This window comes from Chitinophaga polysaccharea (assembly GCF_902150045.1).
Lineage (GTDB): Bacteria > Bacteroidota > Bacteroidia > Chitinophagales > Chitinophagaceae > Chitinophaga > Chitinophaga polysaccharea_A.
Map to the genome: position 1 here is coordinate 100319 of NZ_CABFVU010000006.1, position 15064 is coordinate 115382.

Genomic DNA, 15064 nt, shown 5'->3' on the forward strand with positions numbered 1-15064 from the left:
GTTTTAACCTAACAACTGCACTACGCAGTGCTTTTTCATATCATGGAACTTGCTCCCATCGTATTATTTGTATACAACCGGCCAGAGCTGACACTGAGCACCTTAGAGCACCTGAGTAAGAACCGGGAGGCAGGGGAGAGTACCCTTTATGTTTATTGTGACGGTCCCAAAGCCAATGCAACCCCCGAACAGGTGGCACTGGTAAAACAGGCGCGGGAAGTGGTGCACAGCAGGCAATGGTGTAAGGAAGTGGTGGTGCTGGAAGCGGAAAAGAATAAAGGCCTGGCTACTTCCGTGATAGATGGAGTTACCGAAGTGATTAATAAACATGGAAAAGTAATTGTTTTGGAAGATGATCTGGCAGTGTCTCCTTATTTCCTGCAATACATGAACGACGGCCTCTGGAAGTATGAGCAGAACGAAAAGGTGATTGCCATTCATGGTTATCTTTATCCGATTGAAATGCCGGCAGACTATAAGCCATCTACTTTTATGATCCATGATCCCGGCTGTTTGGGCTGGGGTACCTGGTCAAGAGCCTGGAACAAGTTTGAAAGAGATACCGAAACGGTTATTGAAAAGATAAAAAAAAGCGGGCTGAAAAGAGCCTTTGATTTCTGGGGAGGTTATCCTTTTTTCAGGATGCTGCACCAGCAGAAGAATGGAAAGGTGAGCTCCTGGGCTATCCGCTGGAGGGCTACTGCTTACCTGAATGATATGCTTACCCTTTATCCCGTGAAATCCCTGGTAAGGCATGATGGCAACGTAGCCAGTGCTACCCATCATTTTATGGAGCATGATTATACCTATACAGAGATTTACCAGGAAAGAATTCCTGTAGAAGATATTCCTGTAAGCAATTACCTGCTGATAGAAAAAAAGTTTGGTACTTTTTTAAGACGCAATGCAGGGATGACCTTTAAAGCAAAGGTGAAGCAAAGGATCATTAAACTCTGGAGAAAAATCACTAAGAATGGTTAAGCTGCTCAGGAAGATATTAAAGCGCCTGAAAAGGAATACGGTTTCGCCACTGTCGTGGACCAGCCTGAGAAACCTGCAGCCGCTGTCCACAACTTTTGGTTTCGACCGGGGCACGCCTGTGGACCGCTATTATATAGAACAGTTTCTAAAGGCTAACACTGCCCATATTTCAGGGAGCGTACTGGAAATAGCGGAGAGCAGATACTCCAGGCAGTTTGGCCACGGAGTACATACCTATGAGGTGTTGCATATGAAGCAGGAACCACAGGTAACCATTGTGGGAGATCTTACCAACCCGGGTACCTTGCCTGAAAACCGTATCGACTGTTTTATCTGTACACAAACCTTCAATTTTATATATGACTTTAAGTCGGCCATAACCGGCGCCTATTACCTGCTTAAACCGGGAGGCGTATTACTGGCTACCCTGGCGGGCATTACGCAGTTGTCTGCCACAGATATGAAACAATGGGGGGATTACTGGAGATTTACTACCCAGTCGGCTGCCAAAGCATTCGGTGAGGTTTTTGGAGAAGAGAATATTGAAGTATCTTCCTCCGGGAATGTGCTCACCTGCACGGCTATTTTGCAGGGCATTGTAACAGAAGAGCTGACAATAGCGGAATTGGATTTTAATGACCCGGTATACCCGGTAATAATTACCATTAAAGCAAAAAAAAGACTACATGGGATTGATCAGTGAAAATCTGCAAAAGATTAAACAGGTTGTCAGCAACAGGTATTACCGGGAGTTTTTACGTTTACACCGTAAGCATTATCAGCAGCGGATAGAAAAACAGGCTCCTGCTGATTTCCTGCACTATCATATAAATATTGTAGATGGACCATCCTTTGTATTCCAATACAAAGAGATCTTTTTTACAGAAGTATATAAATTTGAAAGCAGCAATAAAGCGCCGGTGATCTTTGACTGTGGCGCTAATGTGGGCCTTAGCTGTATTTATTTTAAATCACTTTTCCCCGATGCAAGGATTACTGCCTTTGAAGCAGACCCGTTTATAGCAGGCGTTCTCAGTGATAATCTCCGGAAAAATAATCTTACCGGGGTAACAGTAGTGGACCGGGCTGTATGGACCAATGAGGAAGGCATTACCTTTTATACTGATAATGCAGATGGCGGCAGTGTATTCGGGGAGGGAAGCGGTAATAAAGTAACAGTGCCAACCGTGCGGTTAAAAAGCATGTTGGAACAGGCAGGAACCGTGGACTTTCTCAAAATGGATATAGAAGGAGCCGAAGTGGCGGTGATAAAGGATTGTGACGGCGTGTTATCTGCCGTAAAAAATATCTTTATAGAATATCATTCTTTTAACAAAACACCACAGGGATTGGGAGATATCCTGGAAATCCTCCAGCGGAACGGCTTCAGGTATTTCATTGAATCTGCCACAGAAAGATCTTCCCCCTTTGTTAATAAGGCAGCAAATGATACGATGGACATGCAGCTGAATGTATACGCCTATAAAATGTAGTAGCACCTGATGGGAGACCTGAGTAAAAAAATATTTTCAGTGATGCACTATGTGGCCAACAAAGTGCAGCAACCGGCGGTAATATTATTGTACCACCGGGTAACTACCCTGCAGCAGGACCCACAGGACCTTTCTGTTACGCCTGGTCACTTCGACTCGCATCTCGCGCACCTGGCCACCGGCTATAACCTGCTGGATGCAGATCAGTTCCTCTATCATGTAAAAAACAAAAAAGCCTTTCCTCAGCGGTCAGTATTTGTGACCTTCGATGATGGCTATGCAGATAATTATCACGAGGCATTGCCTTTGCTTACCAAGCATAAAGCGCCGGCCCTGTTTTATATCACTACTTCAAAGATCAATACCGCTTACGAATTGTGGTGGGACGACCTGGAGAGGGTACTGCTCACACCCGGCAACCTGCCGCCGGTGCTGCAGATCAGCATCAACGGGAAGGCCATGCAATATGCCACCGGCACGCTAACGGCTATACGTGAAACCTATTACGCGCTGCAGCAGGTGCTGCGCTTCTGCAAACCCGCGGAAATAGAATCGGTCATGCAGCAGCTGTATGAATGGTCCGGCCAAACTGCTACCGGCCGGCCTTCCCACCGGCTGATGACCTGGGAAGAAGTAAAAGCCATGAACAGCAACGCCTATGCTGCTATTGGTTGCCATACTCACCGCCACCCAGCTGTAGGCATGCTGAGCTATGAAGAGCAGTATACCGAGATAGGTATGTCCAAAGAGATCCTGGAAGGCGTGCTGGGCGCCCCGCAGGTGCACTTTTCCTACCCTTTTGGCGGGAGAAAGTTCCTGGGCACCAAACGTTATTATAATGCCGACAGTATCAAAGCATGTAAAGCACTTGGCCTGCAAATGGTATGCGCCAACTATCACGGGCAGGTACATAGCTGGAGCAATCCGTATGCGCTTCCACGCATCCTGGTGCGCAACTGGCCACCGGATATATTCCGCCAACAAATGCAACAGTTCTTTAAATACTAGCCGGTGAAAGTACTTTTTATCAATAAATATGAGAAGAGCGGAGGCGCTGCTATAGCGGCGCAAAGGATTGCAGCCGGGCTGGAGGAATATTATCATACCTCCAACGATTTCCTGGTAGGCACCCATACCGCTTCCTCCCGCGCAACGCCCACCCGCCCGGGTACCGTGCGTAATGTGATTGAAAGGGGGCTTAATGTAATTAGTAACCGCGCCGGACTGCAATATTTATATTTCCCGTTCTCTACTTCCGCCATCATGCGGCATGTACAGGATTACCAGCCGGATGTGATCAGCCTGCACAATATTCATGGTGGATATTTTGATGCTACGTTGCTGCCGCGCTTATCTGCCATTGCCCCTATTGTATGGACCCTGCATGATATGTGGGCCATTACCGGCAATGCAGCGCATACCTTTGGAGACACCTCCTGGAAAAACGGCCGGGCCGGCAAAGGAGAGCACCGGCGTTCTCCTGCCATGGGCCTGCCTACCGGCAATTACCTCATCAAAAGAAAACAAAAGCTATATGCCGGCAGCGATCTCCATATAGTATCGCCTTCCCGCTGGTTGTATAACATGACCGCGGAAAGCCCGCTTACAAGGAACAAACCATTGTACCATATACCCAATCCTATTGACACCGGTTATTTCCGGCCACAGGATAAAGCGGCCTCCCGCCTGGCGCTGGGCCTCCCTGCAGACGCGCAGGTGATCACTTTTGTATCCGAGCGCCTGTTTGCCAGCGAGTTTAAAGGCGGCGCTGAACTGCTCCATATTTTACAGCTGCTGGATGCGCAGCTCGACCGGAAGGTATACCTGCTCATGATAGGCAGGGACCAGCTGCCCGGAACATTTAAACACCTGGAATGCGTATATACCGGCTATGTGAAGGATACGGAGAAAATGATGCAGTGCTACAGCGCCAGCGATATCTTCTTTTATCCCACCAAGGCAGATAACCTGCCCAATGTGCTGATAGAAGCGGGAAGCTGTGAAACGGCCTGTATAACCTTTGATGTGGGCGGATGCCGGGAAATAGTGCAGGACGGCCTGACAGGATATGTGATCCCGCCAGGCGACCAGCAACAGTTTGCCGCACAAACGCTCAGGCTCCTGCAGCATCCTGATGCCTGCCGGCAGTTTGGCCAGGCCGCGAGGGCATATATAGAACAGTATTTCGGAATGAAAGTAGTAGCCGGACAGTACTATCAGCTGTTTCAATCGGTAGTAAGGAACCCGCAATCAACAGATACATGAACAAAACATCTTCCCCGGTACTGAGCATTATTACCGTATGTTTCAATGCCGGGAAATTTATTGAACACACCATCCAAAGCGTGCTGGAGCAAACTTATCCGCACATCGAGTATATCATTGTGGATGGCGCTTCGCGTGATAATACCATGGAAGTGATCGAAAAATACCGCTCCCGTATTGCCACCGTGATCTCCGAAAAAGATAAAGGATTATATGATGCCATGAATAAAGGCATGCAACTTGCTACAGGCGAGTACCTGTTGTTTCTCAATGCAGATGATGTACTGGCTTCGCCGGATGTGATTAGCAGGATGCTGGCCACCTGCAGCGATGCTGATGTGTACTACGGGGAAGCAATGTTTATGGATGAGAACGGGCGGGATATAGGGCTGAGGTCTGAACAAACCCCGCACCGCGTGCCGGAGCAGTTAACGTGGAAGAGCCTGAAACATGGCATGGTGGTATCGCACCAGGCCTATGTGATCCGCCGTAGTCTGAGCCCGTTATATGATCTTCAATACCGTGTGTGTGCGGATATCGACTGGATGATCCGTACGCTGAAAGCGTCGCACAAAATATGCAATACGCACCTGGTGGTAGCGAGGTTCAGGGTGGGTGGCACTTCAAAGCAGCACCAGCAGCTGGCGTGGAAGGAGCGGTACAGGATATTGAGCAGGTATTACGGACATTTGCCTAATTTTGCGCACCATTTGTTTATTGGGTTACGGTACATTTTTTCAAGGAGATACTAAGAGGTTTACAATAAGAAGGGAAGGCTATCTACAGATGGCCTTCCCTTCTTGTTTGTTACCCGGAAATACGGGTTATTTTTTTGAGATGCCTACATTCTTTTGTTCACCCGGTTGTTTTATCTGCCGGTAAAACTCCCATCCAAACAGTAATACCACCAACAACAAAAGGAGAGAAGAAGAAATGCCTGCTACTTTAAGACCAGTAATAAACGTTTGCGGTTCAAACCTCATTTCTATTTTATGCTCCCCTGCAGGTATTTTCAGTCCGCGTAAGGCATAATCCGTACGGATAATATCTGCTGGTTTGCCATCAATAAATGCGTTCCATCCGGCCGGGTAGTATATTTCAGAAAACACGCCAAAACCTTCCTGGCTGTTACGGGAAATGTATTCCAGTTTATTCAGGCCGTATTTGGTGAGCTTGATGGAAGCGGTACTGTCGGCGCCAGGCTTGAAGTTGCCCAGTTGTTTTTCAAACCGTTTATCGATCACTGCGGAGTCGCGGGTGTTCAGCGCATCCAGCGCTTTCATTTCGGTATTGGCGTCGGGGGCCCATACGATATCACGTACAAACCATGCGTTACCATAGGCGTCGGGGTTCCGTTGTGCAACAGGCTGACCCGTTTTCTGATCCGGAACAATAAAGTATTTCGTGTTGAGCATGTTCAATACATGCATGTTATTCTTGGCAATCTGGTGTGAGATAAGATCCTGGTAGATCCACAACTTAGCCGGGCTGTAGCCGCCGATGTTTTTATGGAAGTAGGACGGGGAAGCATCATCAAACGGAGCCGTAGTAAGATTGAATACACGGTAATATGGATCCGGGTCCTGTTTAATTTGCTGATCAGCGGCAGACGGTTGCAGATCCTGCATATAGCTCATGTCGTCCACAAAACTGTCGCTGCCCAGGTAATTTTTATCCACCGCCCACAGGTCGATGGTTACCGCTGCAGTGATAATAATGGCCGATACCTGCCATTTCATTTTATTGGTAAGATAAGCCCATATAGCGCCGGCGGCTACAAGGATAAAGAAAGCAGAGCGCAATCCATCTGTAAGCAATAAGCTGGCACGGTCTTTTTCCAGTGCGCGGATAAGCAGCTTACCATTTTCCTCGCCGCCCATCAGCTGGGAGAAATACTGCAGCATACTATCGTCGCTGGCAGATTTAAAGCCTACAAAGAAGTAGCTGATGAGGATAAAACCAAGGATACACGCACCGGTGATGATGGCGGACTCTTTCAGTTTTTTCAGCAGTTCTTTTGTAGTGTGCTTGCCATTGGCAATTTCCTGTAAGCCCCAGCAGGCCAGCACCACAAAGGTGAGCGATGGTAATACCAGCGCCTGTGCGGGAGCGCGGAACTTATTATAGAGCGGAAGGTGGTAGAACAACGGATCGTTGATGAACGACATGTTTTTACCCCAGGCCAGTATAAAGCCGATAACGGTGATGGCAATCAGCCACCACTTATGCCAGCTCTTTACTAACAGTAATGATAATACGAAAAGGAAGCAGATGATAGCGCCTACATACACAGGACCGGAAGTGCCTTTGGATTGAGCGCCGTAGTAGAGCGGCAGTTTTTGCTGGCTGAGGTATTGCTCTACCTGGGCTTCGTTGGCACCAAGACTGATCATCTGCTGGCCGAAATTAGAGCTTACCTTCAGTTTCTGCCCGGAGGAGTTACCTACATAACCAGGGATCAGGAGGGTACCGGATTCCGCTTTACCATAGCTCCAGTCGTACGCATAGTCGATGTCCAGGCCGGTAGATTTCTTCTGGTTCACATCGTCTTTATCGAGCGTTAGCTCCGACTGGCTGCCACGCATGGTGTAATTGGTATACTCACGCAGGATCATGAGGCTGTCCATAGAAGTGAGCACTGCCAGCACGCCGGCCACGGCAAGCAGGGCGGATGCTTTAAAGAACTGTACCAGTTGCTTCTCCCGGAAAAAATGTATAAATGCACACACGGCCAGGCACAATACCATGATCAATGTGTAGTAGATAATTTGCAGGTGGTTATTATAGATCAGCATGGCGGTGGCCAGGGCGGTCAACGCAGCGCCGGTGATCAGGCGGCCCCTGTAGGTGAGCACTATACCGGCAAGTACAGCGGGCATCAGGGCAATGTCGTACATCTTTGTAACGTGGCCCACATCAATGAGGATCACATTATAGGAGCAGAATGCAAAGGCAATGGCGCCCATCACCCGGATCCAGTATTTAAAGTCCAGTATACAGAGAAGCAGGTACATGGATATCATGGCCAGGAACAGCATATTTACAGGATCCGGCGTATACAGCGTTATAATCCTGTTCATGTACGCTATTTTATTGGCGCCCGGACCTGTATATATCACGTAGGAGGGCATACCGGAAAACATACTGTTGGTCCATAACGGACGTTCTCCGGTTGCTTCATAAAAGTCCTTTGCCTCTTTCGCCATTCCTTTTACATTCTTCATGTCGCTCTGATTCACCACTTTGCCCTCGAGGACAGGAGCGCAATACACGAATGCCAGCAGGAGGAAGAGCCCTATTGCTGCAACATGTGGAAGAATGGCTTTTAGCCAGTTTTGCTTCATCGGATATTTTGGATTTAGTTTTAAAGAAACAAAAATAACTGTAATTTATCCGAAATTTCAATATGCGCTGGATCCGGTTCCTCTTAAAATTTGCATTTATCTGCAATCTGTGCTTTATAATCAGTGAAATCCTGCGCATTACAGCATATGATCATTCTTTTGATAATGTAGTGAATCATATACTGGTATTGGGTGTGGGGATTGCTTTTCCACTGAACGCCCTTTTGTGTGTGCTTACCGGTGTGTTATTATTGTTAAAAAAAATACAATGGAAAACATTACCGCCCTGGTTATATTTGTTCAATATTGCTATCCTTATATTTCAACTTATAGTTAATTACTGATGCTCAGGAATTTGTTAAACGATAAGCCCACCAAACTGTTCGTGATATTCACCAGCTTCTTTGTAGCGAACGCACTCATTGCAGAATGTATTGGTGGTAAATTATTTTCCCTGGAAAAGCTGTTGGGATTACCCGTACACACCTTCACGCTTTTTGGCCAGAGCGGGTTGTCGTATACCTTAACGGCAGGCGTATTATTATGGCCGCTGGAGTTTGTGATGACGGATATTGTGAATGAATATTTCGGTCCCAAAGCGGTGCGCCGTATTTCGTACATCGCGGTAGGGTTGATCTCCTACGCATTCATCATGTTCTGGGTAGCCATGAGCGTGCCCGCTGATGGCTGGTGGAAGGGCAGCCGCGCAGATGCCGGAATCCCCGACATGCAGAATGCTTTTACCAGTATTTTCGGACAGGGTATGTGGATCATCCTGGGTAGCCTTACCGCCTTCCTGGTGAGCCAGATCGTGGATGTAACCGTGTTCCACAAAATCAAGAAACGCACCGGGGAAAAGCACGTGTGGTTAAGGGCTACAGGGTCAACGATTGTATCGCAGCTGGTAGACAGCTTTATAGTGCTGTACATTGCCTTTAAGCTGGGGAACGACTGGAGCTGGCAGCGGGTACTGGCCATTTGCCTGGTGAACTATAGCTATAAGTTTGTAGTGGCAGTATTGCTTACACCACTGATCTATTTGCTGGAGCACCGGATAGAGCGTTACCTGGGGCATGATACTGCGAAGAAAATGAAAGCGGCGGCGATGGGGAAGGAGCAGCCTTTTGAAGAACCAGTTACCAACAACTGATAAAAGAGGAGGGCTGTTCTACCGGAACAGCCCTCCTCTTTTTAATATTTTGCTTTCACCATATCCGCCACTACTTTATCAATAGGCAGGGTAACCGCCTCGGAAGAGAATTCATCCCAGTTGATCCAGCGGGCGCGTTCCACTTCTTCCACGCCTTCAGGCACGGTAAAATCGAAAGGTTTGCTGCCTACAGAAGCCGTAAAAGGCGATAAGGGCGTTACGAGGTAGTATATGGAGATGATCTGGGTCACGTTGTCGAATGCAGAGATCTGGAAGAAATCGGTAGTATAAATATGCTCCACTACTTTTACGTCCTGGCCAAGTTCTTCCTGCCATTCACGAACAATGCATTCCAGGGTACCTTCCCCGAACTCCAGGCCACCGCCGGGGAATTTGGTATAATATCCCCCACGGATATACTCATCGCTTACCAGCACCTGTTTCTGATCGTTGATCATGATGCCGTATACTCTTACGTTAAATCCAGTTTGCATATGCTTGTTTAATAAAGGTTAGAACCACTTCTTCTTCATAAAATACCAGCTGATGACTACAGAAATGGCGATAGACAGGATAATGGGTATGTAAAAGGCGTGAAGGGTGTGCTGGTAGGGGATATCCACGTTCATGCCATAGATACTGGCCACCAGCATGGGAAATGTAAGGATAATGGTAATGGAGGTAAGGCGTTTCATTACCACGTTCAGGTTGTTGGAAATGATGCTGGCAAAGGCATCCATGGTACTGCTGAGGATGTTGGTATACACATTGGCCATTTCCAGGGCCTGGGAAGTGTCTACGATAAGATCCTGCAGGAATTCCTTTTCATCTTCATTGAGGCCCAGGAAATTGGTACGTTCCAGCTTCATCAGCAACAGTTCATTGCTGCGAAGGGCGGTTACAAAATATACCAGGCTTTTCTGGATACGCATGATGCCCAGCAGTTCCTCGTTCCGGTTGGAATCGTACAATTTAGCTTCCAGCATGTTCCTGCGCTGGTTAATTTCCTTCAGGTAATCAAGGAAATTGATAACCACCTTCTCAAATATTTTCAGCACCATCATATTCCTTTTTTCCGGGGAGCGGTTGTGAAAAGTATTCAGGAATTTTTTGATGGCGGTATTATCAAAAGAGTTTACCGTAATGATCTGGTGGTGGGTCAGGATAATTACGATGGGAATGGTAATATAATAAGCTTCGCTTTCATTGATCGAATTGTTTTCGGTAGGTGTTTTCAGTACAATGAGCTTTACATTGTCTTCCAGCTCAAACCTAGCTTTTTCGTCAATATCAAGGGAGTCAGTGAGGAAGTCCAGGGGAATATCGAGTTCCTCTGACAGCTGTTCAAATTCGGCCTGTTTCAGCGGCGGGGTAATATTTACCCAGGCGCCGTTTTCGGGCTGGCGTATTTCAACAGTTTTGGAATCTATATTTGTAAAATACTGGATCATCGGGCGCAAAGGTAGTTAAAATGTCGAATCGCAATGCTTTTCCCTTACAGATCTTTCCCAAGCTTCCTTTTTACAAAATTTAGTCGGCTTTTCTTTGTCGACAGCAAATTATTGTTCCTGATAAGTTTCCTGAATGCCCGTATTATCCTTTTCATACCTCTGGCGGATGAGGAAACGATTTCCCAGTTTTGTTCGGGTTTCCGCAGAAAGGCATGGGTATAATCGCCTCTGCACCAGATTTCCATTTCCAGGTAAAGAATAACATCTGTTGCCGTGGTATTGGCCAGAGCGGAAATAGTATGGATATTTATATCTTCATCTACCGGTTGGATCTCATCCGGTACATTTTTTTTCAGGTAATCGAGGTGTTTGGGAGTTGGGAAAGTGAGAAAAACAGTGCCCTGTTCACTGAGAAGATCTGCCAGTGTCTTATCAAATGATGGCCTTATCTCATTGGAGATATGTTCATACACATCCATCAGGACGATGAGGTCAAATTTTTGTCCGGCAAATACTTTTTCATCAAGTATACCGACAACAAACCGGAGGTGGTCGTTACTGAAAAGTCTGTTAGCTACTTCAATGGATTTCGGGCTGATATCCAGTCCTGTTACCATGGCTTCCGGCCAATGTGTATACATTTTATAGCAAAAATCCCCAATACCACAACCAATTTCAAGTATGGTTTTAGGAGCTGATAACAAATTGGATGTGAGAGTTTTCCAGCCCATGTCAGCTCTTGGATTACCGTTATAAAAACCCTGAAGTTTACCGGTAATGTGCTCATCATAATATGCTTCGACGTTTTTTCTATCTGCCATGCGTTATTTTTTAATCAGGATATGGTTGGATTAACCTGCAGGTTTTGACCCGTGGTCAGTTAAAAATATAAAATTATGCCAGAAATAAACATATATTACTAATATTTAATAATATGATCTCATTCTTTATAATGTTGATTCATGTTGGCATTTAATGTAATATTGTGCGTTCAAACAAGTTTTAATATTTATATATATAAATGGGAGTAGTAAAACATCAAAGTATTAAATCATCTATACTGATTTATCTCGGGTTTGCGATAGGAGGGATCAATACAGTTTTGCTTTTTCCGCATTTTTTTACCGGCAATGAGTTTGGGCTCACCCGCATCTTTTTTGACCTTGGACTTATTCTGGTGCCTTTTTGTACATTCAGTACGGGTAACATGATGAACAGGTTTTATCCTTATTATTCAACTCATTTGCCTGAAAAGAAAAACGACCTGTTAACCTGGGTGGTTTTGATAAGTTTTTTTGGGTTTCTTTTGTTTGTATTAGGCACCTTTTTGTTCAAGGGTCTTATTGTAAGAAAATATGCCACTAATTCCCCATTATTTATCGATTATTTTTATCTGCTGTATCCGGGAGTATTCGGTCTTGTGATGTATACCGTGTTTGAGTCATATAGCTGGTCGAGGCATGAAACGGTTTTATCCAATTCATTAAAGGAGCTAGGAGTGAGAGTATTCACCACCTTCCTGATTGTTTTGTATATATTCAAACTGATCAGTTTCCCGGTTTTTATGTGGTTTTTCAGCTTATCATATTTTATTGCTTTACTGGTATTACTGGCTTGCCTCAGGCGTAAAAACCTGTTGCATCTCACCTTCCGCATCAGTGCTGTTACCCGGCGCTTATATAAGCGTATGGGGGTTTATTCCGGAACTGTGATGTCTGCCACACTTTTCTTCGTAGTGGCGCAGAACATTGACTCGTTGATCATCTCCAGTTTTAAAGGATTGAATCAGGCAGCTTATTTGTCTATTGCCACTTACATGGCCACCCTTATACAGGTTCCGCAACGAAGTATTGCTTCCATTGCCACGCCTGTAATGGCGCAGGCGTGGAAGGACAAGAATCTTGATAAGATAGATGAGATATATAAAAAGTCGGCAATACTGCAGCTTGTGGCCGCCTTATTTATATTTCTTTTTATCTGGCTGAATATCGACGATATCTATAAAATGATGCCTCCAGAATATGCAGCAGCGAAATATGTTGTATTTTACCTGGGAGTTGCCCGGGTAATAGATATGGGTACAGGAGCTAATCAGCAGCTGTTATCCACTTCAAAGTTGTGGTATTTTGAGTTGATCAGTTCCACCTTGCTGGTGGCGATGTCTATCCCGCTTAATTATTTCCTGATCAAAGAACACGGAATTACCGGCTCTGGTTATGCTTTACTGATTTCTATGTTCACTTTTAATACCATCCGTTATATCTTTATATGGCACCGGTTTGGCTTACAGCCTTTTTCACTAAATACGTTAAAGGCGCTGGGAATTGGTGCTGTAACCTATCTGGCATGCTATTACATGCTGCCAGACCTGGGAAATCTATATATCAATATATTTATCAGTGGCGTGTGTTTCACCTTGCTATTTATTACCGGTATACTTTTGCTACGGGTTTCGGATGATATTAATTCTACTTTTTTTTCTATCATTCATAAAATAACAAAGAGGACCCTTCATAAATAATAAAAGCGATTAAATGAGTGATTCAAGAGAAGCGGGCATAGTACGGTTAAAGCCCGGTATTTTCAGCCCAAGACGATATTACCTGATACAGTTGAGGAAACAGGTGGAAGCAGTTGTTTCCCTTTTCATTAGTCCGTTAAGGGGGCAACTGGTCATCGCAGATTACGGTTGCGGGAATATGCCTTATCAGCCACTTGTGAAACCTTATGTTAAACAATATATTGGTATTGACCTGGCGGAGAATAAGAATGCAGACATCCACATTGATCCGGAAGGGAAGATAGCAATGGCAGACGCCAGTGTGGACCTGGTGTTGTCTACACAAGTATTGGAGCATGTGGAAAATCCTGTTTTTTACCTTACAGAGGCACTACGCATCCTGAAGCCCGGGGGAAAGTTAATTATCAGTACCCATGGTTACTGGATGTTTCACCCCGATCCTACGGATTATTGGCGCTGGACTTCTGCAGGATTGAATAAGATCATTACGGAACGGGGGTTTGATATAAAATATTTTCATGGCATAATCGGGCGTTCGGCCATGGGATTACAATTGTTCCAGGATGGTTTCCTGTTTAAGCTGCCTGCTTTTCTGCACCCGGTGCTGGCAATCATTTTCCAGCCGCTGATATGGTTGTTTGATAAAACCACTTCCCAGGGCAGCAAAAACAGGGATGCCTGTACTTTCGTGATTGTAGCCGAGAAAAAGTAATTTAATGAACCAACAATTATGCATTGCCAGTCCTAATCTGGGAGCCTACTCAGAAACATTTATAAAGGACCAGATTACGCAGCTACAACCCGGAACTTTGATCTATCATGGCAATTATCCGGTGAAGTCCAGGGATGGCGATTGGCAGTTGCCGTTCCCTCTGAATATTCACCTGTTAAAAGGCGTATGCCGGAAACTGGCGCCCGACTTTTTTCACAAGATATTTTCCAGCTCGTTGGCGAAATTTCTTAAGAAAAGAGGAGTGACCACTTTATTGGCCAATTACGGCCCGCTGGGAGTTGCGGTTACGGATGCCTGTTTAATTGCAAATGTTAAACTGGTTGTGCATTATCATGGATATGATGCTTACGAGTATGCAACCATCGAAAAGTATGGGGAAGCATACCGGCATATGTTCAGGCATGCGTATAAACTGGTGGCGGTATCTACTGAAATGAAGGATCAGCTCATTGGGCTGGGTGCCGATCCCGGGAAGATTGCTTTCATCCCCTATGGGATTAATCTCCATCGGTTTACTGTTACAGATCCTGCCTCAAATCCTCCGGTATTAATGAACATAGGTCGGTTTACTCCTAAGAAAGCGCCTGATTTGCTGATCAAAGCATTTAAGATAGTACATGAAACGATACCGGAGGCACGTTTGGAGATGATTGGAGGAGGAGAATTATTTGAATCTACGCGAGCCCTGGCGGCAGAGCTTGGGCTTACAGAGGAAATTACATTCCATGGCGTGCAAACGTCCGAGGAGATCATCCGGAGGCTTCACTATTCAAGGATGTATGTACAGCATTCATTACGACCAATCAGCGGCGATTCGGAGGGAACGCCGGTGAGTATCCTGGAAGCATGCGCCTGTGGCTTGCCGGTAGTGAGTACGCGGCATGCCGGCATTAAAGACGCAGTATTGGAGCAGGTGAGCGGTTTGTTAGTGAACGAGGGAGACTATAAAGGGATGGCGGATGCCATTATTACTTTGCTGAAAGACCCTGAGCTATGTAGACAAATGGGAAAAGCTGCACAGAAAAGGATCTCTGATAACTATAATTTCTCCATTCAGGCTGCAAAGTTAGCTGCGCTTTTAGATCTTTAAGAGATATCCTGCCAGAGCGGAATATCTCTTAAAGTA

Annotated in this window: 14 protein-coding genes; 10 read left to right on the forward strand and 4 right to left on the reverse strand. The window is 45.7% G+C overall.

Annotation, left to right across the window (positions count from 1 at the left end):
* Positions 1–42: 42 nt before the first annotated feature.
* The 6 genes from FN124_RS30365 to FN124_RS30390 are packed head-to-tail and all read left to right on the forward strand — an operon-like array spanning position 43 to position 5491.
* Complete coding sequence (locus FN124_RS30365; protein ID WP_142688565.1) at positions 43–981, forward strand: glycosyltransferase family protein; 939 nt, start codon at positions 43–45, stop codon at positions 979–981.
* Complete coding sequence (locus tag FN124_RS30370; protein ID WP_221887970.1) at positions 974–1684, forward strand: methyltransferase domain-containing protein; 711 nt, start codon at positions 974–976, stop codon at positions 1682–1684. Before FN124_RS30365 ends, FN124_RS30370 begins: the two co-directional genes overlap by 8 nt.
* A complete protein-coding gene (locus FN124_RS30375) occupies positions 1668–2474 on the forward strand; it encodes an FkbM family methyltransferase (RefSeq protein WP_142688566.1) in 807 nt (268 codons plus the stop codon). The genes FN124_RS30370 and FN124_RS30375 overlap by 17 nt, the downstream gene beginning before the upstream one ends.
* A 9-nt stretch (positions 2475–2483) precedes the next feature.
* The gene (locus FN124_RS30380; RefSeq protein WP_142688567.1) at positions 2484–3482 is read left to right on the forward strand and encodes a polysaccharide deacetylase family protein; all 999 of its coding nucleotides are present in this window, start codon (positions 2484–2486) and stop codon (positions 3480–3482) included.
* Positions 3483–3485: 3 nt separating this feature from the next.
* Positions 3486–4739: a glycosyltransferase gene (locus FN124_RS30385; protein ID WP_142688568.1), complete on the forward strand. Its 1254-nt coding sequence runs from the start codon at positions 3486–3488 to the stop codon at positions 4737–4739.
* Complete coding sequence (locus FN124_RS30390) at positions 4736–5491, forward strand: glycosyltransferase family 2 protein (protein WP_142688569.1); 756 nt, start codon at positions 4736–4738, stop codon at positions 5489–5491. The genes FN124_RS30385 and FN124_RS30390 overlap by 4 nt, the downstream gene beginning before the upstream one ends.
* A 72-nt stretch (positions 5492–5563) precedes the next feature.
* Here FN124_RS30390 and FN124_RS30395 read toward each other — a convergent pair whose 3' ends face one another.
* Positions 5564–8083 carry a YfhO family protein gene (locus FN124_RS30395; protein WP_142688570.1) on the reverse strand — a complete coding sequence of 840 codons (2520 nt, stop codon included), beginning with the start codon at positions 8081–8083 and terminating at the stop codon, positions 5564–5566.
* A gap of 343 nt (positions 8084–8426) precedes the next feature.
* Here FN124_RS30395 and FN124_RS30400 point away from each other — a divergent pair, with 343 nt between their 5' ends.
* Positions 8427–9233: a queuosine precursor transporter gene (locus FN124_RS30400; protein WP_142688571.1), complete on the forward strand. Its 807-nt coding sequence runs from the start codon at positions 8427–8429 to the stop codon at positions 9231–9233.
* A gap of 41 nt (positions 9234–9274) precedes the next feature.
* On the opposite strand, the gene FN124_RS30405 is transcribed toward FN124_RS30400, so the two are convergent.
* The 3 genes from FN124_RS30405 to FN124_RS30415 are packed head-to-tail and all read right to left on the reverse strand — an operon-like array spanning position 9275 to position 11505.
* Positions 9275–9727, reverse strand: a complete 453-nt coding sequence (locus FN124_RS30405; protein WP_142688572.1) for an NUDIX domain-containing protein — start codon at positions 9725–9727, stop codon at positions 9275–9277.
* Positions 9728–9745: 18 nt separating this feature from the next.
* A complete protein-coding gene (locus tag FN124_RS30410) occupies positions 9746–10684 on the reverse strand; it encodes a magnesium transporter CorA family protein (protein WP_142688573.1) in 939 nt (312 codons plus the stop codon).
* A gap of 44 nt (positions 10685–10728) precedes the next feature.
* On the reverse strand, positions 10729–11505 hold the full coding sequence (locus FN124_RS30415; protein WP_142688574.1) for a class I SAM-dependent methyltransferase: 777 nt from the start codon (positions 11503–11505) through the stop codon (positions 10729–10731).
* A gap of 200 nt (positions 11506–11705) precedes the next feature.
* Here FN124_RS30415 and FN124_RS30420 point away from each other — a divergent pair, with 200 nt between their 5' ends.
* The 3 genes from FN124_RS30420 to FN124_RS30430 are packed head-to-tail and all read left to right on the forward strand — an operon-like array spanning position 11706 to position 15028.
* Positions 11706–13205 (forward strand): MATE family efflux transporter, encoded by a 1500-nt coding sequence (locus FN124_RS30420; RefSeq protein WP_142688575.1) that lies wholly within the window; start codon positions 11706–11708, stop codon positions 13203–13205.
* 13 nt (positions 13206–13218) lie between these two features.
* A complete protein-coding gene (locus tag FN124_RS30425; protein ID WP_142688576.1) occupies positions 13219–13917 on the forward strand; it encodes a class I SAM-dependent methyltransferase in 699 nt (232 codons plus the stop codon).
* A gap of 4 nt (positions 13918–13921) precedes the next feature.
* Positions 13922–15028 carry a glycosyltransferase gene (locus FN124_RS30430; protein ID WP_142688577.1) on the forward strand — a complete coding sequence of 369 codons (1107 nt, stop codon included), beginning with the start codon at positions 13922–13924 and terminating at the stop codon, positions 15026–15028.
* Positions 15029–15064 lie beyond the last annotated feature (36 nt).